18 protein-coding genes are annotated in these 25,812 nt (G+C 58.0%); all 18 read right to left on the reverse strand.

Annotation, left to right across the window (positions count from 1 at the left end; translation table 11 throughout):
• Positions 1-2: 2 nt before the first annotated feature.
• Positions 3-725, reverse strand: coding sequence for a PP2C family protein-serine/threonine phosphatase (locus ACR0DX_RS17730; RefSeq protein WP_170356391.1), 723 nt, complete (start codon positions 723-725; stop codon positions 3-5).
• On the reverse strand, positions 722-1,408 hold the full coding sequence (gene tagF, locus ACR0DX_RS17735) for a type VI secretion system-associated protein TagF (protein ID WP_170356390.1): 687 nt from the start codon (positions 1,406-1,408) through the stop codon (positions 722-724). Before tagF ends, ACR0DX_RS17730 begins: the two co-directional genes overlap by 4 nt.
• On the reverse strand, positions 1,408-4,980 hold the full coding sequence (gene tssM / locus ACR0DX_RS17740; protein ID WP_170356389.1) for a type VI secretion system membrane subunit TssM: 3,573 nt from the start codon (positions 4,978-4,980) through the stop codon (positions 1,408-1,410). Before tssM ends, tagF begins: the two co-directional genes overlap by 1 nt.
• Positions 4,977-6,410, reverse strand: a complete 1,434-nt coding sequence (gene icmH, locus ACR0DX_RS17745) for a type VI secretion system protein TssL, long form (protein WP_170356388.1) — start codon at positions 6,408-6,410, stop codon at positions 4,977-4,979. Before icmH ends, tssM begins: the two co-directional genes overlap by 4 nt.
• 93 nt (positions 6,411-6,503) lie before the next feature.
• Positions 6,504-7,844 carry a type VI secretion system baseplate subunit TssK gene (tssK, locus tag ACR0DX_RS17750; RefSeq protein ID WP_170356387.1) on the reverse strand — a complete coding sequence of 447 codons (1,341 nt, stop codon included), beginning with the start codon at positions 7,842-7,844 and terminating at the stop codon, positions 6,504-6,506.
• 36 nt (positions 7,845-7,880) lie between these two features.
• The gene (gene tagH / locus ACR0DX_RS17755; RefSeq protein WP_480846914.1) at positions 7,881-9,344 is read right to left on the reverse strand and encodes a type VI secretion system-associated FHA domain protein TagH; all 1,464 of its coding nucleotides are present in this window, start codon (positions 9,342-9,344) and stop codon (positions 7,881-7,883) included.
• Positions 9,345-9,354: 10 nt separating this feature from the next.
• Entirely contained in the window at positions 9,355-9,660 is a 306-nt protein-coding gene (locus ACR0DX_RS17760) for a PAAR domain-containing protein (protein WP_170356385.1), read from the reverse strand.
• Between the two features lie 2 nt (positions 9,661-9,662).
• Positions 9,663-10,253 carry a DUF6931 family protein gene (locus tag ACR0DX_RS17765; protein ID WP_170356384.1) on the reverse strand — a complete coding sequence of 197 codons (591 nt, stop codon included), beginning with the start codon at positions 10,251-10,253 and terminating at the stop codon, positions 9,663-9,665.
• An 11-nt stretch (positions 10,254-10,264) separates the two neighbouring features.
• The gene (locus ACR0DX_RS17770; protein WP_170356383.1) at positions 10,265-12,394 is read right to left on the reverse strand and encodes a type VI secretion system tip protein TssI/VgrG; all 2,130 of its coding nucleotides are present in this window, start codon (positions 12,392-12,394) and stop codon (positions 10,265-10,267) included.
• Between the two features lie 34 nt (positions 12,395-12,428).
• Positions 12,429-16,061: a type VI secretion system contractile sheath small subunit gene (gene tssB / locus ACR0DX_RS17775; protein ID WP_480846917.1), complete on the reverse strand. Its 3,633-nt coding sequence runs from the start codon at positions 16,059-16,061 to the stop codon at positions 12,429-12,431.
• Positions 16,054-16,908, reverse strand: a complete 855-nt coding sequence (locus ACR0DX_RS17780) for an ion transporter (RefSeq protein ID WP_170356381.1) — start codon at positions 16,906-16,908, stop codon at positions 16,054-16,056. The genes tssB and ACR0DX_RS17780 overlap by 8 nt, the downstream gene beginning before the upstream one ends.
• Before the next feature lie 67 nt (positions 16,909-16,975).
• Positions 16,976-18,211 (reverse strand): hypothetical protein, encoded by a 1,236-nt coding sequence (locus ACR0DX_RS17785; protein ID WP_170356380.1) that lies wholly within the window; start codon positions 18,209-18,211, stop codon positions 16,976-16,978.
• Positions 18,212-18,273: 62 nt separating this feature from the next.
• A complete protein-coding gene (gene tssH / locus ACR0DX_RS17790; protein ID WP_170356422.1) occupies positions 18,274-20,991 on the reverse strand; it encodes a type VI secretion system ATPase TssH in 2,718 nt (905 codons plus the stop codon).
• A 5-nt stretch (positions 20,992-20,996) separates the two neighbouring features.
• The gene (gene tssG / locus ACR0DX_RS17795) at positions 20,997-22,064 is read right to left on the reverse strand and encodes a type VI secretion system baseplate subunit TssG (protein WP_170356379.1); all 1,068 of its coding nucleotides are present in this window, start codon (positions 22,062-22,064) and stop codon (positions 20,997-20,999) included.
• Positions 22,028-23,905: a type VI secretion system baseplate subunit TssF gene (gene tssF / locus ACR0DX_RS17800; protein WP_170724808.1), complete on the reverse strand. Its 1,878-nt coding sequence runs from the start codon at positions 23,903-23,905 to the stop codon at positions 22,028-22,030. The genes tssG and tssF overlap by 37 nt, the downstream gene beginning before the upstream one ends.
• Before the next feature lie 4 nt (positions 23,906-23,909).
• Positions 23,910-24,404 carry a type VI secretion system baseplate subunit TssE gene (gene tssE / locus ACR0DX_RS17805; protein ID WP_170356377.1) on the reverse strand — a complete coding sequence of 165 codons (495 nt, stop codon included), beginning with the start codon at positions 24,402-24,404 and terminating at the stop codon, positions 23,910-23,912.
• Positions 24,397-25,218 (reverse strand): type VI secretion system accessory protein TagJ, encoded by an 822-nt coding sequence (locus ACR0DX_RS17810; protein WP_170356376.1) that lies wholly within the window; start codon positions 25,216-25,218, stop codon positions 24,397-24,399. Before ACR0DX_RS17810 ends, tssE begins: the two co-directional genes overlap by 8 nt.
• A gap of 79 nt (positions 25,219-25,297) precedes the next feature.
• Positions 25,298-25,792, reverse strand: a complete 495-nt coding sequence (locus ACR0DX_RS17815; protein WP_170356375.1) for an Hcp family type VI secretion system effector — start codon at positions 25,790-25,792, stop codon at positions 25,298-25,300.
• Positions 25,793-25,812 lie beyond the last annotated feature (20 nt).

A 25,812-nucleotide genomic window follows, 5' to 3' on the forward strand; every position in this document is an offset into this window, starting at 1 on the left:
GTTCAGGGAATATCGACCACGATCACCGAGATATTATCGGCCCCGCCCCCGTCCAGCGCGATCTGGATCAACTGATCGGCGACGGTTTCAATCGGCATCTCGGACAGCGCCTTTTCCAGCATCGGGAATGTCGCGTATTTGCTCAGCCCGTCCGAGCAGATCAGGAACCGGTCGCCCGGCTGAACCTCGCCCCGGATCTTGTCCAGTTCCAGCACATCCCCAACACCAACCGCACGATTGATCGCATTTGATTGGGGATGCTGTTCCGCTTCATCCCAGCTCATTTGGCCCGCCAACACCAGATCGGCCACAACCGAGTGATCGGTGGTCAGCATTTGAATCTGGTTGTCACGCAGCAAATAGATGCGGCTGTCGCCCGCCCACAAACCGACGAAATGGCCGTTGGCCAGCATCATACAGGCAACGGTCGTGCCCATGGTTTTACCGCCACGGGTCTCAGCCTCTTGACGGATTGCCGAATGCGCTTGCTGTAACACATCCCGCAACTTCACCAGTCGATCCGCTGGTGGCAGTCCCGGCGGGATTGCCGCGACCATATCAGCGACAAGACGGCTGGCGTAGTCGCCCCCTTCGTGGCCTCCCATACCGTCCGCGACCATCCAAAGGCTTTCCTCGGGCAGGGCCAAAACGGCATCTTCATTTAGCTTGCGCTTGAGGCCGACATGGCTGCGGGCGCTGTACCGAACGCGGTGACTTGAATTCATAGTGGCCTTGCCTCGGTCCAGACTGCAGCGTGAAGATTAAACAAACCTTGCATGTTTGATCCCTGCGGTAAACCTTCGCAGACCATCATCCGAGGGACGCCGCCGATGTCTGTGCTCCAGATTGTCGGAGACCGATAACGATGCGCGACCAACCCCGCCGCGAGGTCGGGCAACAGACTGTCAGCGACTTCCCCGCGCGTCAGAACCAGCGTGTTTCCCTCGGCCCGAACCGGAGAAGTCGGCTCTTGTAATGGAACCACCAGCGCCTCCAATCCCTCGGCCAGTTTGTCCCGCGTCATGTCATCCTCAAGCGCAGCCAAAGCCAAGTCTTCAAGCTGGCGGTATGTCGCCTCGGCCCGGAAGTGAGACAGAATTGCCGAACCTTCATTAGATACGCCCGATACCAAAGTCAGGGGAAACCGTCGTCCGACCCGATCCACTGATGGCATCAAAACGCCCAACATCTTTTGCGGGCCTGCCAATCCCGGCGCCAGACAAAACCGCCAAATGGGTGCGGACATGTAATGCGCGTCCCACACAGTTCCCAGAGCTTCAGCCGCGTTTAACATGCTGTGCTGAATCCAGGTATCCCAGGGCTGGACGAAATCCTGTGAAACCCCCAGCCGAAAAAAATCTCCGACCGAAGGCATCTTACCAAACGCGCCAAACCCAGTCCGCTGCATCAGAACGATTTAGGGCAGCTGAACTTTTGCAGCGCCGGAAGGGCAAAGGGATTGATGACCGAGCCAGATTGCAACTGGAAGATCGCAATGCGGCCACCGACGTTGAAGATCACCTTCTTGCGGTCCGATACATTGGTCCGCCGCACCTCTGCCGCGTCCAACAGACGGAACCACGCCCATGGGCCATCCTTGGACAACACACTTTCGATGTTGCGTTTGTCGGGCTGGAACGTGACCCGCGCCAATCCAACCTGCCCTGGCCACGCGACCGCCATGGGCGAAGGCAGCCCGCCGCGATGGCGGAATTCCAGCGATTGTCCGTCAATTTCAAGCGTGACGCCCTTTGCCTTGGGGTCCAGCGCCTCGGGCATGATCTGGAACTGAATCTGGGGTTGTGGGCCCGCGGCAAAGAAAGCCTCACGGATTTCGGCGGCGTTCTGGAATTGGGTCAGAACGGCCTGACTAATGCCCAGATCGGCCTCGTTTACGCTGCTTTTCCAACTCCACGGGCGCGTGCGCATGTCCACGTGTTTGGCGAGGTTGTCGGTGAAGAAGGTGTCGATCAGACCTTGCGGGCCGAACAACCGGCTGAAATCACCCATCGCCACATCTGCCCCGGATCTACGACTGAACGGATAGCGGTCAGTGACGACCTGCTCGCAGAACGGCAGCACATTGGCCTGCCAGCGTGCGTTCAGCGAGGCCCGTGTACTGTCAGACGTGATCCCCGACGATCCGTCGATGATCTGCACCGCCCAGCGTTCCATTGGGCCGGGAATGCGAGCCGCTTCCTGCTGAAACTGCTGCAGCGCCTGCCCGGACTCGCCGCCCGAGGTGCCGCTGAAGGACATCTTGTTCAGCTCTTGATAGACGCCCGTCAACGACCCCATCAACTGATCCAATTGCGAGGGCTGCCCCTCGGGCCGGTCAACAAGCTGGTGCAGCCAGGCAAACCGATCCTCGACATATTGGCCCGGCTCTTGCACCGGCTGTGACGCAGTCGCGCCGCTGGATTTGGCCAAGGCCTCAAGCAGGATTTGCGTCTGGACCGAGGTCGCCGACTGCAACTCGAGGCTGGCCGCGCTGGACAGCCCTTCACCCAGAGCATCCGAATTGGGCAGAACCGATCGGCTTTCGGTCAGCTTCGTCTCGTCCGAGATCGAGTTCAGGATGTTGACGATAGGCGAGGTCGGGCCGGACAGCACATTGGTCACTTCGACAGCGTGGCTGAGGCTTTCCATCGGCACGATGTCGATATCGCCCAGCATCGCGTCATAGCGCGCAATGTAGTCGTTGTAATACAGGTCCAGCACATCGCGGCTGAGCGCGGCCAGCGCCAGTTCGGTCTGTTCCGCCTCGCCGCGCGGGCCCAGAACCCAGCTTTCCTTTTGCACCCGTTTGGCTACGCCAACTGCTTCGCCGACAAATACGTCGTTGAAACCGCGGTAGGTAAAGATCCCCTCGATCCCGTCATTCAACGGTTTGCCCGAGGACCGCACCAAAACGCGCGCAACCGCTGGGCCGCCGACCTCGGTGATCCGCCATTCAGGCAGAGCCGTCGCGGACGGACTTGAGATGATCCCATTATACACGCGCTGCGCCAGCGGCAGTTCCGACAGCAGGCCCTGTATCTGCTCGACCATGGGCCCGTTCAACGCAACGGCCTGCATCGGCTGGCTCAGCAATGCCTCAAGATGGTCGTTCAGATCAGCGCGGAATTCCTCACGCGAGGGGCCTGGGAAGGACACCGTCCAGTCGATATTCATCCATTCCTTGACCAGATTCTGGTTCATCGGACCTTGAAGACCCAACATCAGATAAACCTTTAACGCCTCATACAGCACATCGGGGTTGTTGATATTGGCGCTCATCTGTTCTTCGAGACGCAACAGCAGCCGCGGTAGAAGGCGCTGGTTCAGCGCCGCGCGGTAGGTCTGCGCCGCCTGCGTGCCAATCACATCCCCCTGATACAGGCCATAAGTCAGGCGCGTTTCAGGGTCCGGGTCGGACAGGGTCGGGTTCGCGGGCAGATCGCGCAGCGTGTTCAGCGCCTGCACCACAGGCACCAGATCGGTATCGCCCACCGGACTGGGTGGCAGCGTCGCCGCTGCAGCCTGATAGGCGGATACGCCCTCTTGCGCCTCAGCGATCAGTTCTGAGTTGCCCGAAAAGCTGCGAACCAGCAGGGCACCCACTGCAACAGCGGCAATCAGCGTCGCCGCGACCGAGGCCCATTTGGTGATCTTATAGCGCCGCTCAACCTTGTCATCGGCGCTGACCAGACCGGCCTCGCGGAAGATCACCTGATCAAACAGGCGGGTCAGGAAATACGACCGGCCCGAGCCCTGACCCGAACCAATCGCCTGACGTCCGATCCCGAAGGTACGCGCCATGCCCAACATCAGCCGGTCAATCGGAGTGCCTTCTTGCGTGCCGGATGTGAAATAGACCCCGCGCAGCATGTGGCGGTGTTGATAGCGGCTGTCCTGAAACACCTCGGTCAGGAATTCATGCGCCACTTTTCGGAATGAGGCCACCTGCATCGGGAAGCCCGCAACCAAGGCGCGGCGCTGGGGGTCGGTCTCGGTCTGCATCCGCTCCAGTGATTGGGCGTTCAAACGGCCCAACAGCAATGCGAATTCCTCGTCAAAGGCCGCAACGGGGGATTGCTCTGACCGGGACTTGTCCAAAGGCAAGGTAAAACCCCAGACCTGTTCACGGTCTTCCTTGCCCAGATTATCGTAGAACTCGGCAAACCCGGCAATCAAGTCGGCCTTCGTGAACAGGATATAGACCGGAAAGCGCACGCCCAGTTTTTCGCGCAACTCTTCCAGACGACGACGCACGGCTTTTGCGTGTTCTTTCTGTGTGATCTCATCCTGCAAGGACAGGTCCGACAACGAGATCGCGATCATCGCCCCGTTGATCGGCTGACGCTTACGGTATTTCTTGAGCAGCCCAAGGAATCCAATCCACGCCGCGTTATCGACCTGCGCATCGCTTTCCTGCGTCGTGTAACGCCCGGCCGTGTCGATCAGTACGGCGTTTTCGGTGAACCACCAATCGCAGTTGCGCGTGCCGCCAACACCGCCAATCGCGGTTTTACCCATCTCATCGGCCAGCGGAAAGTTCAGGCCGGAATTCACAATGGCAGTGGTCTTGCCCGCGCCCGGCGGGCCGATCATCACGTACCACGGCAGCTCATTCAGATGCCGCCGTCCGTTCTTGGACTTGCGCAGCTCTGCCATAGCGGTTTTCAACTTGCCGCGCAGTTCCGAGATTTCGCTGTCGATCATGTCGCCGCCGTCGCTGACGGCTTCGGTGATTTCTTCGGTCAGCTTCTTTTCGCGACGACGACGAACAAAGAAGATGGTTAGCGCAATGATCAGGAAAAACGCATAAATCACACCGCACCAGATCAACCGCGCCGTCATCCCATCCAAAGGACGCCATTCATCCGACCCAATAAGTGGTCCAAAAAAATAAAGGCACAAGGACAACGCCGTCGCCGTAAAAAACAGCACGGTGTAAATCGACAAGAAGATGAATCTCAGGATTCTACGGGCGGTCATTGAGTATCCTCCTGCACCAACAGGACTTCGATCCGGCGGTTGGTGGCGCGGCCTTCACGGGTGGAATTGTCGGCAATCGGGTCACTGTCGGCCCGGCCCTCAGCGCTGAGGCGATTGGGGTCGGTCAATTCGGGTGACATCTTATTCATCACCGATTTTGCGCGCGCCAGCGACAAGGCGAGGTTGGACGGAAAGCGCGCCGACCGGATTGGTACATTGTCCGAATGCCCGGTCACGATCACCGTGCCCGGCTCGGCATTCAACGCCACGGCAACCCGGCGCACCGGCTCTTGGAATTTGTCTTGCAGACTGTCCGAGCCTGAACCGAACATGCCCGACCCCTTGATGCGGATGACCAGCGTATTGCCTTTCTCAAAAACCTCGACCAGCCCCTCATCAATCTCGGGCTGAAGGAATTCGACGACCTTCGCGATCTGAGGTTGCTGTTGCGGAGGTGGCGGCGGAGGCGGAGGCGCCCGGCGCTGCAACTCGGTCACGGGGCCCGCGTCGATCACCGACATCTGACCCACAAGATTTTCCGTCTTGTTAGACAGGACATAAGACAGACCACTGAATTCAATCACCAGCAAAAGCGCCGTCACGCCAAGCGCGATCCAGACCGGTTTCCACATGCTAAGCGCACGGTATGGCTTGTCCACACCTTCCCAATGCGGGGCCAGATCATGCTCAACGGGACCGCGCTGCGCCCGGATGACCCGAGCCAGACCCTGCCGGATTTGCAGATGCTTGTCCGGTCCGCCTTGTTCGACCCGCAAGCGGCCTTCAAAGCCCAGAGACAGGCACATGTAGACGAATTCCAACAGCTCGATATTGTTCGCAGGCTCCTGTTCCAGCCGCGCCAGAAGGTCGTAGAAACGGTCCCCGCCCACCGTCTCGCGGTGGAAGGTGCCAACAAGTGATTGCGTCGCCCAACTGGATTGGCCGCCCCACGGAGTGTTCAGCACGACGTCATCCAGCGTCGCACATAGGGCATAACGCGCCACTTTGACCGATTGCGCCGGGATGCCCGCCTGTAGGGCGGAATTTTCAAAGCTGCGCACCTCGGCGACCACGCTTTGGCGCAGCTTGTCCGGGTCCATGTGCTGCGCGCGGTTGCGGATGCGGCTGATCAGCGAAAACAAAGGCGCGGCGCAGGCGTTCAGCCGGTTCATCCCGGTTGCGGCCACGTGTTCTCCACCACCTTGGGGCGGGCGCGACTGTGGGGCCTGCGCCGGAGGTACGCCATATCCGTCCCCTGCCGCAGCGGGCTGCGGCTGAGGCGCTTCCATCGGCTCGGGGTAACCCGCCGGTTGCTGAGGCGCGGCGGGTTGTTGCGGCATGGTCCCGGCCTGACGTCGTCCACCCGGGTTGGGGCGAATGACCGTCTTATCTGTATCGTCCGGTTCGGCAAAAGGATCGTTGTCGGACATGATCTACCTGCTTCCTCACAGCGCCCGCATGGTCCAGTGGTCCACGCAGGCAGCCCCATCAATTTGTTTCGTACCAATCAACGGCCCGGACGGCTACTGATTGCGGATCGCCCAAAGCTCCATCTGCAATCCGGGATATTGCCCCGACACATGCACCGCGATCCCGCCCGAAGTGGTCATCTTGCTCCAATACGGGCTGGCTGCGTCCAGTTCGAAATAGACCACGCCCGAATGGTACGGGATCTGGCGCGGCGCGACCGGCAGCGGGCGCAAAGTGATGCCCGGCAGGGCCGAGTTCACCAATTGGCGGATTTCCTCAACCGGGCCGGTTTTGGCCTGACCCGCGAAGTGCCGCCGCACGTCTTCGGCGGGGATATCCGCATTAACTGCCAGCACAAATCCGGCCGAGCCGATCAGCTTGCGATCAGCAATCACACCGACGCTGATGCCGTATTTGCGCGGCTCCAACGGGATCGAGATCGCCGTCTGTTCCAGAACCGAGCTGAGATATTGGCGCAGCACTCGGATTACTGGGGCAAAGCTTTCGGTCAGGTTATCGTGCTGATAGGCGGGGAATTGCACGGCCTCTTTCTCGGCACTCATGAAGGTGGCCAACTCGCCAGCCAGTGCAACGCAAACGCGGTAGGCGTGTTCGGGGTGCACGTTTTCGATATTGGCGAAATGGCGCACCAGCGGCAGGTTGCGGTTGATCACCATCAACAGCAGGAAATCCGAAATCTCGGCAGCACCCTTGGCGGGTCCACCTTCGGACAACCGCCCGGCCAATGCCTGCATCCGGTGCGACAGCATCCCCTCAAGCTCGTTTATGAACCCCGCCAATGCCGGGGCTGCGCGCACATCCAAGACCGAGGGCACAAAGCCGCGATCCAGGACAATCTCTTTGTCCGGACGCACTTCGATGATGCGGGCAATCGGAATGGCCAGCTTGTCGGCCAGATCGTCTACCGCCAGCGCAAATTGCAGCCGTAGCTTGCCAACGCCCAGCGTCACCGGCTTTTTCTGCTGGCTCATCACGTCGGTGATTTCCTGTTCGGCGGGACGCAGGCGGCTGACGGATTGCTCCGCCCCGCTCAGATCTACCTCGGACGCGCCTTGCCGCCGCTGCGGCACGGTCAGGTAAACAACGCAATCCTTGATCGTTTCGGGCACTTCCAGCGCGGGCGGATGGTCTTCGGCCTGCGGTACGCGAAACACCTGCCCGTCCGGCGTCAGCCCTGAACAGGATTTCAGCGCAATCTGCCCGACCTTGAGTACCTCGTCATCCAGCTCAAGCGCACTCAGCCCCCAGGCATAGGGTGTCACCCGGCGCGCAAGCCCGGCCACCAGCGCCTCGGTATACCGGTCGGCCTGCTGGAAATGGTGGGGCTGCAAAAACAACCCTTCGGTCCAAAGCACCTTGCTGTCCCAGGACAATGGCTGCCCTCCCTTGTTATTGCGCCCGATGGGGCGTTACTTCAGCTTTTCCAGCTGTTCCTTATACGCACGCGCGAATTCCCGGCTGAAGAGATCGTGAAAATCATTCTCGGCCTGATCCGAAATTTCCGCATACATCTTTTCATACACTTCCCAATATTGGGCCTTCTTACCCTTGAAAAGTGACCCAAGTTTGCCGGAGCCTTCGATTTTCCCGGCCAGCACCTCGGGGTCGAGCCGCGACAACACGCCTTTGAGCGCGGCCTCCATCCCTGTGACCATGGCGACCTCATGGGCCTTGATATCGTTCAACGCCTCGGCGGTGGCCTCCTCAGAAGCGAGGTAGCCTTTGACCCGCGGTTTCACCAACGCCTCGATCGCCTGTTCGGCGCTGATCGAGAATTTCAGCGGGTTGTTTCCACCAGCGCTGATCATCGTCTGGTCAATGCGGAATTCAGACTTGATCGAGGTACGCGTCATCAGAATTTCGCGCAGACCCGTGATCATTGCCCGTAACACGCGCCCCATCCGGCCCATCGTGGCAGGCAGGTCCGCATCGTCGATGCGCAGATCGTCCACCTCAAGCGCCTCAAGCAGCGCGCGGGCGGCGGATTGATCGCCGCTTGAAGCAGCAGGCGCAGACGTTTCGACCACTGTGGGCTCATTCTCAGGCTCGGGCGCAGGGGCCGGAGCCACTGGTTCCGACGGCGGAGGTGGCGCCGCACGCCCGCCCGGTGTTGGCTTGGCCGGTGGAGCGGCCGGTTGCGGCGGTGGCGCAGCAAACGGGTCCGAAGAGGACGGCTCTTGCGGCGACAGGAAATCGTCATCCCAATCGTCGGGGATCAGGTTCGCGCCGCCGCCACTGGCGGGTGCTGAAAACGCATCCGTGGCCGAGGGATTGTGCATGGGGTCGCTCGCCCCCAAGCCCTGATGCGCATCGGCAGGTTTGGCAAAGAACGGGTCATCATCACCGAGCGGTGGCAGCAGTTCGTCCATGGGATCAGGTGTTGCGATCTGACCCGGTCCTTTGGGGGCTTCACCACCCAGCAGGTCGTCCAGAAAATCCCCGCCCGGCGAGGACGCGTCCAGCAAATCCAGGGGATCCGGCGCGTTTTGCGACTGTCCGGGCGAGACATTGCCCTGCTGCATCGGCTGCGGGATCATCTCTTCGAACGAGGGTAAATCGGCGCCGATCTCGACCACCATCTCATAACCGCCAGCCGTCAACACATCGCCATTGTTCAGCGGTGTCGGCGTTCGACCCAAAGCAATCTTTGAATAGTTCAGAAAGGTCCCGTTGGTCGACAGGTCCACGATCACCACGTTGCCATTGTGATCCTCGATCACGAAATGGTTCTTGCTGAGCGTCCGCTCGGGGTCGGGCAGTACAAGATCGTTGGCCGGACCACGCCCTACAGTCAGCGATCCCCCCTGCATCGATACAGGACGCCCGTCGCCCGGCACGACGCCGGTGGATTGGAATTTGAGCGTGACCGTCATTCTTCTGTCTTCATCCTCCGACCAGCACGGTAAATTCACCTTTGACGATAGGTCCGCCACAGGCGCAGGTATCCATCACCCGCGCAGCTGGCATCTTGCCAATCAGTACCGTCGCCGAGCCTTTGATGATCGGGTGCGGAAAGGCGGGTGTGGCCATGTCAAAAATGCGAGCGGCAGGCATCTTGCCCACCAACACTGTGGGGCAGCAGGGCGGCAGGATCGGCATCGGCGCAGGCACCGGCGCGGGGGGCGCAGGCGGCGGGGCCAGAAACGTACAGGTGTGTAGATCCGCGACGCGGGCTTGTGGAAATCCCATGTCTATTCCTTCGCCTCGAGATTGCCGTTTCCACCACGAGCGATATCAAGGCCACGGTCGATCAGCAATTGCACATAGGCGTCGAAATCGCCATCATGATAGCCCATCGCTGTGACATTCATCGCAAATGCCAGCGCTTCGGCTGCGCCATGCGGGGCCGGCATCGACGCAAGCTCGCCCGTGCCAAGCGTGCCGTCGGCATAGAGCACGCCCATGGCGCAATTTATGGTCTCATCATCGGGCTCGGCCAGATCAATCGTATGCTCGGCCTTTTCGCGATTTTCCTGCGTCGGGCGAAACACCCAAGCCTCAGACGCCGCCAGAGATGGCGTGTTGTGATCGGGCGCGGCTCCGATATAGTCGCGCGCAGCCAGACACGACCACCAGACCCGTTCGCGCGGCGGCAGAGCCACGCCCAGCAACCGCAACATGTCAATCGGTGCACCTTTTTCTTCAAGCTCGGCCAGAACAACGTCAAGAGGCGCACTGGCCGGTGCATCCAGCTTGGTGCCCAGCCGCGCATTGGCATCCGCCAGCATCCGGGCGGCAGGCATCTGGGGTGTCTTGGTCAAATTGGCAAATCGTTCGCTCATCCGTTCGCCCCTTAGTTAATCATCGTCACGCCACCCTTAAGGGTCAGCATAGCATCGCCACTGACCGTCGTCAGTGGGCTTTTTGCGTCCATCTTGGCGGTCGCCTGCACATTGATCATTGTGCTTTTGATCGTCACCGAGGTCGGATCCAGCTTAATTGACGAGGTCCCGACTTTCAGCTCGATTGACTGCATGGCTGTCATGGTGATCTTGCCCGCCTTGGCATCGACCTGAATGTTCCCCAGTTTCACAGTCGTCGTTTTGTTACCGGAATCGACCGAAGTGACCATGTTGCCTTGCTTGATCGTTTCGGTGTCGTTGCCGGTAACGGTGCGGGTGGATTTGCCCTCGATCGTTTCAGTCTGGTCAGTCTTGATGCTGACCTTCTGGCTGCCGGTTTCAATCGTGAAGGTATGATCCCCTTCCTTGATCGTTTCATTCACGTCTTTCTTCACCACCTGGCTCAGGCAACCGTCGCCGCCGTTGCCGCCCGTGTCCAGCTTGTCGTAGCCTATCGTGACCGTAGACTTGTTCTTGACGAGCTTCTCATGATCCTTTTGCGCCTGAAAGCGCACCAGTTCCGCATCCTTCTTGTCTTCGAACATCAGCTCGTTGAACGTGTCGGGTTTGCCCTTTTCAGACGACCGGGTCCTGATCCCGGACTGCGTCTGGTTTGCCGGCAGATCATAGGGCGGCATCGTTTCAGCATTATACAACATGCCGGTGCAGATGGGTCTGTCGGGATCGCCCTCTTCAAACTGGATGACGACCTCTTGCCCAATCCGGGGGATATGGATCATGCCCCAGTTCTTACCGGACCACGGGGTGACAACACGCACCCAGCAAGACGTCTTCTCGTCCTTCTTGCCCACACGATCCCAATGGAACTGAACTTTGATCCGGCCATATTTGTCAGTGTGAATTTCCTTGCCCGCAGGGCCGGTGACTATGGCCGTGTGAAGCCCTGCAATCTCGGGCCAGGGCGTAGTGCGGGCGTTACGATATTGAACCTTTTTGGGCTGAACGTCGAATTCAACCATATACATTTCGCTGTTGTCTTCGGGAAATTCCAACGCGCCTGTATCCAAGTCTTTGGAATTCTTTTCAAAACCGTAGCCTTCGGTCGTCTGTAGATAAAAGGTAGCCGCCGTGACCAGATATTCCTGGTTCTGATCTTTGTCGGGATGTTCCTTCAAGGTGAAGGTCTTGCCCACCTCCATCGCCCGGACCGAGGCACGGCCCCGGCGGCGGTCATATTCGGTTTCTTCAGCCTCCATCCGAACCTGCGCGCGGGGCTTGCCCTTGTTGGCGTCAATATAATGACCCGGCGTGTCATACAGCTCGTACTTGTTGTGCTTGTGATCGGGCGAAAGGATGGTTTTCGACACCGAGGCCATTTTGGCACTGGGTGTCTCAAAATTGAAATCTCCTAAAGCAACAACACCAGGAACGATTTGCTGCGCGCTGGCCCATTCGGTCACGCTGTCGGGCAGGCGCTGTTCATAATCGTCGCCCGCCCGGTAAAACAGGTCTGAACTCCCGGTCAGCGGCGTGTGTCCCGACAGCCCGTCACACAGGACCAACGTTTCATATTTGTTGTTCGCCTTCGCATAGTCGAAGAAGTAATAGATGCCCTCTTCCTGCATCAGGCGCGAGACAAAGTCGAAATCGGTTTCCCGGTACTGAACGCAATATTCCCTCTGTTCATAGGTTCCGCTCAGCTTCTTCTGGAAATCCGAGAATCCGTGCCCTTTGAAAACATCTTCGATGATCTTGTCGACCGTCATGTTCTGGAAGATGCGGCTGTTGGTGGTCTGTTGCAGCATCCAAAACCACGGGCGCAGGTCGGCCAGCAGATGCACGAACCCATCCCGCAGCGCCAGCCGTTCAACGCGCACAATCGTACCCGTGAACTTGCGTTCTTCCCCCTCAGCCGCAGCCATATGGATTGTAAGAATTTTACCCAGCAGCTCTTCCAGCTTGATGGTTTTGTCGGGCGACAGCATCTCGACCTGGATCTCAGTCAGTTCACCCATCTTCTCGGTGATGATCGCGCGACGAATGACAAGCTCGTCTTCCTTATATTTGTAACTGCCCGTGATCCGAAGCGGCCATTCCTTACTTTGCAGACTGTCAGACATTTCCTAATCCTTCCAAATCGCGTTGGATACGCCGTTACAGATCAGCCAATAATGCGGCCAATTCCGGGTCCATTTCGTCGTCATCCTCGTCTTCTTCCGCATCGTCATCGAAGGAAGCAAGGAAATCATCCAAATCGCCCGAGTCACCAGAACCGGTATCGTCCTCCAGCCCCAGATCATCCAGATCATCCAGATCAAAGTCATCCTCGGGCTGAGATTCTACCATCTCGATTTCGTCGACTTCGGGCTCATCAGGAACATCTGGCGAAGGCGCCGGGGCTGGAACACCCGACCATGGCCCCAGAAGCTCTTGCCCGGCGACCGAGTTGAACGAGCCCAGCCGGATCTCATCCCGTCCCTTGACGGACAGCACCGGCATATAGCCCCGCTGAACCGAGTGTTCGTGCTTGTCCATTGTCAGGTTGCGTTCGGTACAGGGCAGCGCCACCTGGTCACCGTATCGGTCGTTGACGAAATGATAGGGCACCCCACCAAGGCTCATGACGGACCCCAGATTCATCGCCTTGCCATTTTGCTTAAAGGACTGCGCCAACAGGATTGTCACCAACACCGCCGGATTGGCCCACAGCATCCCACGCAGACCTTCAGCTTCGGTGAATTCCTCAAAGTCGAACTCATATATCGGCTCGGACTTGGCCCCATAGGGCCGTCGCAGCATAAAGCGGGGTGAGGCAAGCCCGACATGCCCGGCCTCGGGCATCGCGCGGAACGTATCCCAGGCTTTAACCACCAGCGGGTGGCGATCCTCTTTCTTGATGTCCAGATAGGCGGGGGTGATCGCGCTAATGAAAGGCGCATCCACATGGGCCGCGACCCGGCCGATACGTCCCAGTAGCTCCGCATGAGGGGGGGTTTCCTCGAACGTATAAAGCCCGATCAGGGCGGAATAGCCGCCGCGCCCGTTTTCCTCGTCCAAGGGTTCCTCGGTCAGAAGACGAACCAACCCGGTCTGGGCCAAATCCTCTTCCGACGCCAGATCGGCCGCAATCTCCTCGGCCGAAACATCATAGAGGATCACGTCCAGCGTATCGTCATCCTCAACGCTGCGCGCGATCAGGTCCAGACTGCGCCACTGCGCCTCGATCGACTGGAATTCGGGATGATGCAGAACCATGCGCATCGCCGTACTCAGCGCCTCATCCACCGCTGTTTTCATCGCCGCAACGTCCGGGCTGGGCAATTTGCGAATATGCGGTCCGACCACCCGTTTCAGTAGATCATCCACCGGAGAAGGCTGCGCCAGCTCTCCGCTCGTATCTCCGATCAGCTTCTGAAAATCACTGAGTTTCAGATCAGCCCGCACGGTATTGCCACCCGACGTTTTGCGCGGCGGCACCACGGCCTGCCCGAATTCCTCTCCCCATGCCGTCAACTGTTTCGCCGCGTGATCGGCGGTAGCTCCGGCGCCGAGCTGGCCTTTCAGGCCCGACAGCCCTTCAAACAGCGCGACCTTTTCATACAGCTCGTCGGGGTGCAGATCGTCCAGTTCGGTCAGCTTGACCTCGATCCCCGCGCCGTCCTTACCGATGGGCAGAACCAAGTTGGTGGCAAAGCTTGAAATCACATCTTCGACTGTATCGGCGTCCAGCAGAATCGGCGCGCGCGCAGCCAGCGTATCGCCAGTTTCCATCTGCCCCCGCGCCGCACGGCCCGAGAAATCACCGAAGATTGCAATGCGGAACCGGCTGCGTTTCAACTGTTCCGGCTCGGGCCGGTCGGCGCTCATGCGGCCAAAGGCCAGCACCGGTTCGCCATCCGTCTTGACCTCTTGGGAAACGGATGCGTCATCCAATTCGTCATCGCCTGAAAGCAAGTCATCCAAATCGGCATCGCCCTGTTCTTCGGCTTCGGATACGTCATCCAAATCCCCCAACAGGTCGTCCAGATCCAGATCATCCAAGTCAACTTCGCTGCTTTCCTCGGTTTCAGTCTCGTCTTCTGCCAACAAGCTGTCCAAATCGAGGTCATCCAAGTCGGGCTCTTGCGCCTCGCCGTCGCTTTCGGTGTCATCAGCACTCAAATCGCCCAGAAGCTCATCCAAGTCTATGTCGTCCGAACTGTCCGGCTCAGTAGCGGTTTCAGCCAAATCGTTCAGCAGCGCGTCAAGATCATCGTCATCCTCCGCGTCCTCATCCGGGGCAGCTTCGGCAAGATCGCCGAGAACGTCATCTAAACTGTCTGCGTCCTCATCCTCGTTAATGTCAGGCAGGGACGCCAGGACGTCATCGGTGTCATCACTTGCGTCAACCTGCTCAGAGGGAGCCTCGGCAAGATCAGCCAAAAGGTCATCAAGATCAGAGTCCTCATCGTCAAACTCGGCCACATCGGGCAACGACGCCAGAGCCTCTGCCGCAGAGCTTTCGTCAGACGTGCCCTCATCGGGAGCCATGTCGGCAAGATCGCCCAGCAAATCATCTAGGCTGGTGTCTTCTGGGCCGTCATCAGGAACTGCATCGGCCAAATCGGACAGAACATTGTCGCTGTCATCGGTATCCTCTGCTTCGGCCGCATCGGGCAACGACGCCAGTGCCTCTGCCGCAGAACTTTCGTCGGCTGTGTCCTCATCAGGAGCCATGTCGGCCAGATCGCCCAGCAAATCATCCAAACTGGTGTCCAACGCCTCATCCTCTGGCGCCGCATCGGCGAGGTTTGACAAGACATCCGAGTGATCGGCCGCACTTGTGTCTTCGACCTCAGGCAACGACGATAATGCGTCCTCGAGAGCATCACGTTCTGTAACTTCTTCCGGTGCGCGATCCGCCAGATCAGACAAAACACCTGTGGTATCATCCTCGGCGTCTTCATGTGTCACCTCAGGAACCGAAGACAAGGCGTCTTCGACCGACCGGTCCTTTTGTGCGTCGTCAGGAGCGGATTCAGCCAAATCTGAAAGCACTTCGGCAAACTCATCCTGCGGATCGTCAGTTTCGACGGCGTCGGGCAAAGAAGCTAGGGCGTCATCCACAGACCTGTCTTCCGGTGCGTCTTGCGGCGCGGCTGCGGAAAGATTTGACAAGACATCTGACGTGTCATCTGTGGGCTCTTCAATTTCAGCGTCGGGCAGAGAGGCCAAAGCATCGGCGACCGAGCGATCATCACGAGCTTCCTCTGGGGCCATTTCGCGCAGGGCATCGAGTGTTGTCTGTGTATCTTGCTGATCAACCTGACTGCTGGCCAACGTTGCCAACAACGCAGGATCAGCCAAGATCTTCTCGATCAGCGCCTCTGCACCTGCCTTACCATCCATATACGCCATAAGAGTAGCCAACTGCGTTCGTGCATCCAGCAGCTTCTGCAATGGCTCGATCTTGGCGGCGATCTGGGCCGGGCTAAAATCGTCCATTTTCTCGAATGTCAGATCAACCGAAAGATTGCCCTCGCCGGTCAGCGTGTTCCGCACCGCGAATTCGACGCGCGGGGCCATCGCCTTCATGCGGTCATCGAAATTGTCGACGTCAATCTCAAGAAACTTGCGGTCGGAAATCGACGGGGTCTCGGCGTTGGATTTTCCTGACAGGTCGCTGAGCACGCCCATCACAAACGGAAGTTGGACCTTTTTTTCGGCCCCGTACAATTCCACGTCATATTCGATTTGAACGCGCGGCGCCCGGTTACGCGCAATGAACTTTTGCGAGTTGTCAGCCATTGCCTTGTCCTTTCAATTCCGCGACCTCGCGGCGGAGGGCTTTAACCTCGACCATAAGCTCCATCACGTGTTCGTCCACGATATCCGTTTCACTGCGAACAAGGTCCCGAAGGTGCGAAAACTCTTCCACTGACTCGTCTTCAACCGCCGACTGCATCGTGTTGACCAGAAGGCCAATGAACAGGTTCAATACCGAAAAGGCCGTTATGACGATGAAGGGGACAAAGAATATCCAGGCCGTCGGATGCACGTCCATCACCGGACGTACGATGCCCATCGACCAGCTTTCCAGCGTCATGACCTGGAACAGCGTGTAAAGCGACCGGCCCAGCGTACCGAACCAATCGGGGAAATCTGGGCCGTACATCAGCGTGGCCATGACGGCAAAGACATAGAACACGATCGAGATCATGATGATCACCGCGCCCATCCCCGGCAGCGCGTCCAGCAGCGCCTGCACCACCGACCGCATCTGCGGAATGACTGACAGCAATCGCATGGCGCGAATAACGCGCAACCCCCGAAGCGCCGACAACCCATCACGGTTAGGCAGCAGGCCGAGCGTTACAACCACAAGATCGAAAATATTCCAGGCGTTATTAAAGAAGCTCAGACGGTAAGCGTAGAATTTGAGCAGCAATTCAGCCACAAAAATTCCCAACACGACAGTATCGATAACCCGAAGGACATGACCAACATTGGCCTGAACCGAAGGTGAGGTGGACAGTCCCAACGTGATTGCGTTGAAAATGATCACACCCAGAATTGTGTTGGTTACCGCCTTGCGTTCGACGAACGCGCGCACGGTTTCGCGGAGCGTTTCGCTCTTCTCGATACCGTCTTCCACCCTTGCCTCCTGTCGTCTTGCTGGTGCCGAGCGCTCGTGTGATGCGCCCGGCCTTTTTAGATGTCGATCATCCTACAGCATCACTGATATTGTCGATCATACCTTTCACGGTCTTGATGTTGGTGAACATGTTCTTGGCTTCTGTCGCGATCGTTTTCTTGTCCAGCGCCTTAATCTTGTCGATGATCGCTGTGTCATCCACCTTTAGTCCGTTACCTTCCATCAGAGTGTTCATTTCGGTCAGGAAATTTTCCCGATCTTCCAGCTTTTTCGACAACTCACTGGCCGAGCGTTTAACATTCATACACTCTGCGCCCAGTTTGATACCCTCCTTCAGGGTTTTCGACCCTCGGGCAGCCTTCATAAGCTTGTCTGCAGATGCGCCCAGGTCATCAACTTTATGCCGCGTCTTCGTCGTGTGTTCGCGATATTTCTCTCTGGCTTTCTTGGCGTCATCCGCCTTGCCTTTGACTGCCTTGGCCGCAAAATCCAGCATGTTCTTTGCGATTGTCTTGGGGTCTTTGCCTTTGGTGACTTCCTCACCCATCGCCACCGCTTTGGCGGTGAACTTCTTAATCGCCTCCAGAGGCTTTTTCACAGAAATACCCGAAGTATCCGTAATGCCCTGACGCTCTGCCGCCTGCATGATGACGCTTTCGCGCAGCTTCATGTAGTTCTGGATAGCCTTGTACAGATCCTTACGCAGCTTTTCCTCGCCCTTCAGCTGTTGCTGAAGCTCTTTGCCCAGGGAATAGACCTGCTTGGCGATGGTCTTATACGCCATCGCATCCGCACCTGAAGTTGCCACCAAACGCGCGACGGCTCCGCTAATCTTGACCACACCCATGGTCACTTTAACCGTGGTTTTGACGCGCGCTTCTTTCAGCAGCTTGTCTTTGTTGGCCTCATCTTTCAGCTTTTTTTCAATAGCCACCTGGGCCGCGCTTTCGGCGGAAGCCATGGCATTCTTGATCGACTGATTGACGCCTTGAATTAGCTTTTCAGCTTCAGCCTGGGACTTTTTCCCAGGCGTCTTCATCAATTCGCCGACCTTCTTGTCCAGCTTGATAGCTTCTTGAGTGATGGTCTTTTCGTAATCATCCAGCACTTGCCGGCCGGCGTCTTCCAAACGTTTCAACGCCGTAGAGGGTACCGGATCGGGTTTCTTGAGCTTGCCCGATTTCGTGATTTCAAACGCCACATCGACCCGGTATTTCGGGATTTCGATGTATTCCAGCTTGGGCTTCGATCGGATCAGATCGACGACGTAAAACTTATGTTTGGTGACTGTTGTCTTTGCCATCTAGGGGGTCCTCCACTGGCGAAATTCTATTGGTTTGCGATCCGTCAAAAGCGCGGTCTCGCTCAGTCAAATCCATAAGTGAAGTCGCCGTCTGTGACATTGATCACGACTTTGCTAACTTCTTGGCCTTCCATCATTCTTTTCAGGAACTCAGCCGAGATATCGGGCAGCATCGTGTTGGTCACAATCGCGTCGATCATACGCCCTCCGCTGTCCAATTCCTGACAGCGGTTGACGATCTCTTCGACCACCGCATCCGTGTACTCGAACGGCACACCGTGCGCCTCTTGCACGCGTTTCTTAATGCGGCCCAGTTGCAGCTTGGTGATCTCGCCCAGCATATCGGGGCTGAGCGGATAATATGGGATCGTCACCAGACGTCCCAGCAGCGCAGGTGGGAACACTTTCAGCAGCGGGTCGCGCAGCGCCTTAGCCATGCCTTCGGGTTCCGGCATCAGGTCGGGATCAGCGCACATATCCATGATCATTTCGGTGCCGACGTTCGAGGTCAGCAGGATCAGCGTGTTCTTGAAGTCGATCACACGGCCTTCGCCATCCTCCATCACGCCCTTGTCGAAGACCTGAAAGAAGATCTCATGTACGTCGGGGTGGGCCTTTTCGACCTCATCCAACAGCACAACGGAATACGGTTTGCGCCGCACTGCCTCGGTCAAAACGCCGCCCTCGCCATAGCCGACATAACCCGGAGGCGCGCCTTTTAGGCTGCTGACCGTATGGGCCTCCTGATATTCGGACATGTTAATGGTAATGACGTTCTGTTCACCACCGTAAAGCACCTCGGCCAGCGCCAACGCGGTTTCGGTTTTACCGACGCCCGAGGTACCTGCGAGCATAAAGACACCGATGGGCTTGTTGGGATTGTCGAGCCCCGCGCGGCTGGTCTGCACCCGCTTAGCGATCATCTTCATCGCGTGGTCCTGACCGATGACGCGTTGGGCCAGACGGGTTTCAAGGTTCAGGATCGTCTCGATCTCATCCTTGACCATTCGACCCACGGGGATGCCGGTCCAATCGCCAACGACACTCGCCACCGCCTGATGATCAACGATGGGCAAGATCAGGGGGCTGTCGCCCTGCAGTTCTTCCAACTCGTTGTTCTTGGCTTTTAGCTCCGCCAGCAGCGCATCGCGGTCGATGGATTGTGCATCCGGCGCTTCTTCGGTCGCGGCTTCGCCCTCTGCGGTGCTGGTGCCTTCGACCTCCTGCCCGCCTGCGCGCAGCTTAGCTCGCAGGTCGAGGATTTCCTCGACCACTTTCTTCTCAGCCTCCCAACGCCCGTTGAGTTCGGCCAACCGCGCCTCTTCCGCCTCTTTCGCAACATTCACCGCCTCGCGCCGGTCGGCCACGTCATATCCGGCGGTTTCATCCCGTTCGATGATCTCCAACTCGGTGGTCAGGGCCTCAATCCGGCGTTGGCTATCATCCACCTCGGCGGGCACCGCGTGCTGAGACACCGCGACCCGCGCACAAGCCGTATCAAGCAGGCTGACCGATTTGTCCGGCAACTGCCGTGCGGGGATATAGCGGGCGGAAAGCGTGACAGCCGCCTCGATCCCTTCGTCCAGAACTTGTACGCGGTGGTGTTTTTCCAGCATCGAGGCAATTCCGCGCATCATCAGAACCGCCTTGGGGATATCGGGCTCTTCGACGTGTACAACTTGGAATCGCCGGGTCAGAGCCGGGTCTTTTTCGATGTATTTCTTGTATTCGGCCCATGTGGTCGCGCCAATGGTGCGCAACGTGCCCCGTGCAAGCGCCGGTTTCAGCAGGTTGGCCGCGTCGCCAGTTCCTGCAGCACCCCCTGCCCCGACCAATGTGTGGGTTTCATCGACAAACATCACGATGGGCGTCGGGCTGGCCTGAACCTCGTCAATCACCTGACGCAGACGATTTTCAAACTCGCCCTTCATGGAGGCACCGGCCTGTAATAGGCCCACATCCAGCACCAACAGGCGTACATCTTTCAAAGCGGGCGGAACGTCGCCGCGCGCGATGCGCAGGGCAAAGCCTTCGACCACGGCGGTCTTACCCACCCCGGCCTCACCGGTCAGGATCGGGTTGTTCTGGCGGCGGCGCATCAGCACATCGACGATCTGTCGAATTTCTTCGTCACGACCCACGATCGGATCAATCTCACCGTTGCGAGCCTGTTCTGTCAGGTCGGTGCAGAACTGCTCCAGCGCCTCACCCTTGCCCATGGCACCGGGGGCCATCGCGCCGCTGGCCTCGCCGGGCTCGGCCCCGCCACCGACGTTTGAACCATCCTGCGCGCCCAGCGTGTCCTCGGGCGAGCCATCGGTGGCTTCGGCAAACTTGTCGGCCAGATCATCGGCACCGATCTTGGCAAGTTCCGGTGACATGCTGGCCAGAATGTTGCGCAACGCAGGCGTCTTCAGCATACCAAGGATCAGATAGCCGGTGCGCACCTTGCTGTCGGAATACAGAAGCGAGCCCCAGACCCAGCCCCGCTCCATCGCATCCATCAGATGGTCCGACAGGTCCGAGATCGAGGACGCCCCACGCGGCAACATGTCCAGCGAACGGGTCAGTTCGGACGCGATCTTGCCGGGATCCAGATCATAGTGCTGGATGATGCGGTGAATATCACTGTCCTGACCGTTCAGAATCTGGTGCAGCCAGTGCTGGATTTCGACATAAGGGTTGCCCCGCATCTTGCAGAACACCGTGGCTCCTTCGATCGCTTGATACCCCAGCTTGTTCAGCTTGCCGAACAGCGACACGCGGCTGATTTCCGTCATCTTCATTACCTCTCGTTGTGGACCGGTTCAGCGGCCTCAAATTCTTGGTTCATGTATCCGGGGTAGAGGATCAGATCATCGACATCCGGACGCATTTCATCCGGGTCGTCGCGGGTTCTGATCCAGCTTGTATGGCCCAGCTGCGTTGTACCGCCTAGCGAGGCGCGTGGGACTTCGTCACCGGCCAACACCAGATTGACCTCCCAATCTAGTGTATCTCCGACATACGTGCGAAGAATGGACTCGAGCCGTTTTTGCGACAAACCTCCGGGCAGAAGTCGTTTGTAATCCTCGAAAGAGACCGGCCCCAGTCGGATGCGAAACTTGGCAGAGCGCGACCAGACCCGGTTGCCAATACTTGTGGACTGCCCCAAACGCGCGGGTCCACCCAACTGCCATGTATCGTCGGGTTCAAGTTCAAGCCAGCTGCCGACGAATTGCTGCACATGAGCCTCGACGCCGAAATAATCAGACAGAATCGCGATAAGCCCTTCGACGGTCTTGGTTCCTGATCCCAGATGCCCGGCGAAAAACCGACGCAACATGTCAGGCATTTCGTCCCGGTCATCGAACCCGTCTCCCTTGAACCCGGCCAAAGCGGCAACGCGTTGTTCGAAGGGATCATCCCCACGGTCAAAACTGGGGGCTGGTTCAGCGGCCGACCATGCCCGGTAAAGCAAACTCATCATTCGATGCGTCAGCATGTCGGTAAAGGCGACAAAGGTCGGATCTCGGTGGTTACGCAACCGGTCTCGAGCGAATTCCGTCAGATGCAGCGGTAAAGGCCCTTGCGGGCCGAAATAGCCAAAAAACAAATTGCTCAGCTTACCGGGTGCGCCGTCCGTTGCCGGTTCGAACCGGGTCAGCGTGGTGGGCGGAAAGGCCAACGACACGTCCTGACCCAGTCGCACCTTGTCTTCGTGCGGACGGCGGGATTCACCCAGACGCGGCGCGTCGGCGTAATGCGCCTCGATCACGCGAAGCGCCTGAAAGACGTGATGCCTTTCAGGATGTGCCGCCAGAGCGGCAAGCAGGTTCAAATGACCCTGCCCAGGCCCGCCGCTGGTCGCCATCTGGCAATCTCTCCTCGTCTTTCGGTCTTAAGAACAGTTTCCGTAAAGCTGTTGATGGTTGTGTACTTTCGAAAAAACCGTTCCAGTACCGCACCCAGAACATAAACACTGGTGCCCTCATAAAAGCTCTCATCAAAGCCCAATGTGATCTCAAGCCCGCGAACGGCGGTGCTGAGAACTTCGTCGCTCATGCGCCGTACAATCGGACGGCTGCTAACGGATACAACACCTTCTAGTTGCTTTTCCGTCACGCGGTTGCCCAGAGGGGCGTAAATTCCCAACAATTCGCGCAGCGCCCCAGCGCCGCCTTCCTTGCCATCGCCGGCGATGGACAGGTAGTTCAGGCTCAGATGGCTGATCAGTTTCCAGGCCGCATCGCCTTGTGCCAGCGTTGCATGAGGGCGTGTGGGCGTCACCGGAGTGCGCACGGATTTGACTGGGCCCCCTTCTGGCAAGTGGAAAACATCCGCGCCTCCTGCTGCCAGAAGCATAGGAAGATCGCGGTTCGAACACAAAGCCTCGACCGCCAACTGATCCAGCGTTCCCGGATAAGGTGCTTCGGCCCGGTCTACCAGAGACAGATACACCTCGGATCCAAGATACGAGGTGCGTACGCCGCGCAGACGTTCTTTTTCATTGCGCTGACGCATACGGCGTTTGATCGTGTAGTAGGCCGAATGATTATCGCCCGCAGCCGTCAAATCAGTTTCGCTGTAGAAGGCACGAAACGGGATGTCCCCTTCCTCGTCAGACTGAATTCCAGTTACCCGGTCTATCGCGAAAATCTCAAAGTCCAGCCCTGCTGTTCGGTTAGGAACGACGTGATGTTCGATATCCATTTGGGTAATGTGCACCCGGTCGCATCTGCGACGGAACAAGTTGACGGCAGGAACAGCATTCAACGCGAACGCTGCAGGTGCGACCGCCGGAGCAACATCACGCATCCCGTCGCGTAACAGAATGTAGATGTCGACATCGGTACCCGTGGATTGCCGCAACGCTGGCTGCAACTCTGTCAGCTCTACGAACAAAAACCGTTCAGGCATTGAAAAATATTCTTGAAGCAACCGGTAGCCATCAAAGGATTGGCGCGGCGTCGGCAAAAGGGCCTCTTCCCGTTCAAACCCTTTGGGAACCGCATCCGCTCCAGTCAAGCGAACGGTCCAGTCAGCACGTCGATCCGTCGACCGTCCTGTCAAACCGACACATTGTGTCGCCAGAAGTTCGTGCAGCGCCCAAGCTTTGCCGCTTTGAGTGTCCAGATGCAGTACAAGCCTGTCCAAGGCCAGCTCTGACATGGGCTCGCCATCGGTCCGATTGAGACGAAGCCTTATACCAGCCCGTGCGTCAGTTTCTTTTGCGACCCCTGCTGCGACCAGTTCACCTCGACCGTCGATATACTCGGCCTCGGTAATCTCGATGGGCCACAGCGTCATATCGGCTGAGGTCGTGAACTCACATGCTGTCTGTTCGCCTTCGGCCAAATGCGAACGCAGCGTCGTACCACGGGGAATTTCATAACCTTCTTTTAGCGCAGCGTTGCCAATGTCAGGCTCGAATTGGGCAATCATCATCGAGGGCGTAGGGGCCAGATAATGCGGATACACGATTTCGAGAAGGTTCGAGGTAAAGGCCGGGAACTGCATGTCCAGTTCCAACTGAACCCGGGCCGCCAGAAAGGCGCTGCCTTCCAGCAACCGTTCTACATAGGGATCGACGACCTCAATCCCCTCCATGCCCAGACGCGACGCGATCTTGGGGTAAGCGGCCGCAAACTCGGCCCCCATTTCGCGCAGAAAGGCCAGTTCGGTTTCGTAGTGCTTAAGCAAACGGGTGTCCATTACGTCAACTCCGCTCGATTGCGACTTCGCCGGTCGTTATATCTACACGGCTGCGCAAATAGAGTTCCAAGGGCATCGGTTGCGCCCACATGACGGCACGGATGTCATATTCAACATGCATTTCACCCGAGCCCTTTTCAGAACGCAAATCCACTGCAACTGAACCCTTAACGATCCGTGGCTCAAAAACCTCGATGGAATCGGAAATCGAACGCTGAATACGTTGCGCTTGCCGCAATGTGGAAAAGGCGCCCGACGTCTCGCGAATGCCATAGTTGAGGACAGATTTCGCCGCGTGCGGGTAAACGTCTTCATCGATCAGATCGGACTGATCAGTGGTGTTCAGAAGCAAAGACAAATCGCGCTGGATGATTTCCCTAAGCCTTCCGACGTCGATCACACGTGCGTCGCGACCCTCTTTTTGCTGGTCCGGCGCATCGTCCGTCAGCCGATCAAGAAGCGAAGGCTGCAGGCGTTCGGCAAGGGTCTTCTCAGCCATCTCCTGCCGTTTCCCCGGCCTCGGTGGCCACGTTCAGTACCAGTTCGCGCACATCCAACAGGGCGACATCGGATTGATCTGTTGTCAGCAGACGCTGACCCACGCCCACAAATGTATCAGAGCCCGCATCCATCCAACTTGTCGCCCGCGCCAAACGTGCTGCATCATCACCCTGCTGGGTTGTACCGGGATACCGTGTCGGGATCAGCGCAGCGACTTCTCCGCCGCTGGCGACAGTCAATGTGCACGCGGTCCAGACGGCATCGCGCAGATCACTGGGGGCTTCGATCTCTAACCGGGCAATCTGAGAAAACGGGAGCCAGAAATAACGACCGTTTACAATAACTTCCAGAACCGGACCCAGACGCATATCTGCATCAGCGATCCATTCAAATGCCTCACCGTTGACAGTTCCCGAAGTTGCAGGGGCTGCATCAAAGGCTTTCGCCCGCATTTCGGCAGCTTGCTCGAAATTACCTCCGGCAGTCAGTTTCTGCGCTTCGATCAGGTGGGCCAGCCACTCTTCGGGCTCGCCGAAAACCATGGGTGTCTTTTCGGCTGCAAAGACCTTTTCACGGTACACTTCGCAGATGATCGCCTCGCGGTAGGTCTTGGCCATCATCGTGGCCGCCTCATCCATTTCGGCGCTCAGTTTCAACTGCGTGATTGCGCGTTTCCAGTCGCCCATAACGCACAAAAGCTGAAACAGGAAAATCCGCAGTTTGGCATCTGCGGGATTGGCGCGGATTTTGTCTTGCAGCGCAGTAAGCGTGGCAGTCAGATCGCCTGTTCTTAGATGGTCTTCCGGCGTCATGCGGGCCTCGCGTCGTCTGGAAAATAATTAAAGAGGGCTTGGGCGACATGCGCCGCCAAAGCCCGGATCGTGGTGAAAATCAGCTGACGTCGCCGGTTTCCAGGTTCCACTTGAACTCGTTGCAATCGCTGAGCTTGCCGGTTTTGAAATCGGCGATACGGTATTTGATCGAGATACCGCGATACGCAACGGTCCAGTTTTCCGACGGAATCGATTCCTCGCCACCCGACACCGAATAGCTGTCGACGATCGCGTCACGCAGGGTGAAGATCAGATAAGGCTCCATGCCTTTCTTTTCGTCGTCGCCCGACCGGCACAAGTGGATTGTCATCTCACCATTGGCTTTGCCCGACGCAACATAAGTCATCAGCTTGGCCGATGCTTTGCTGAGTTCGGTTGTCAACGAAACCTTGCCGAAGTTCGCGTTCGCGTATCCACGCTGAGTGGTCCCCATGTCACCCATATCCAGGGTCCGCGCAACTTCCCAGCTGACTTCTTTACAAGCGATCCATTCAGAGTGCTGCTTTTCCCGGGCTTCACCAGGGAAGTCCATTTTGATGAATACGTTTTCCATTTTACCTTCCTTTAAGGACT

This window comes from Ruegeria sp. D3, assembly GCF_056534465.1.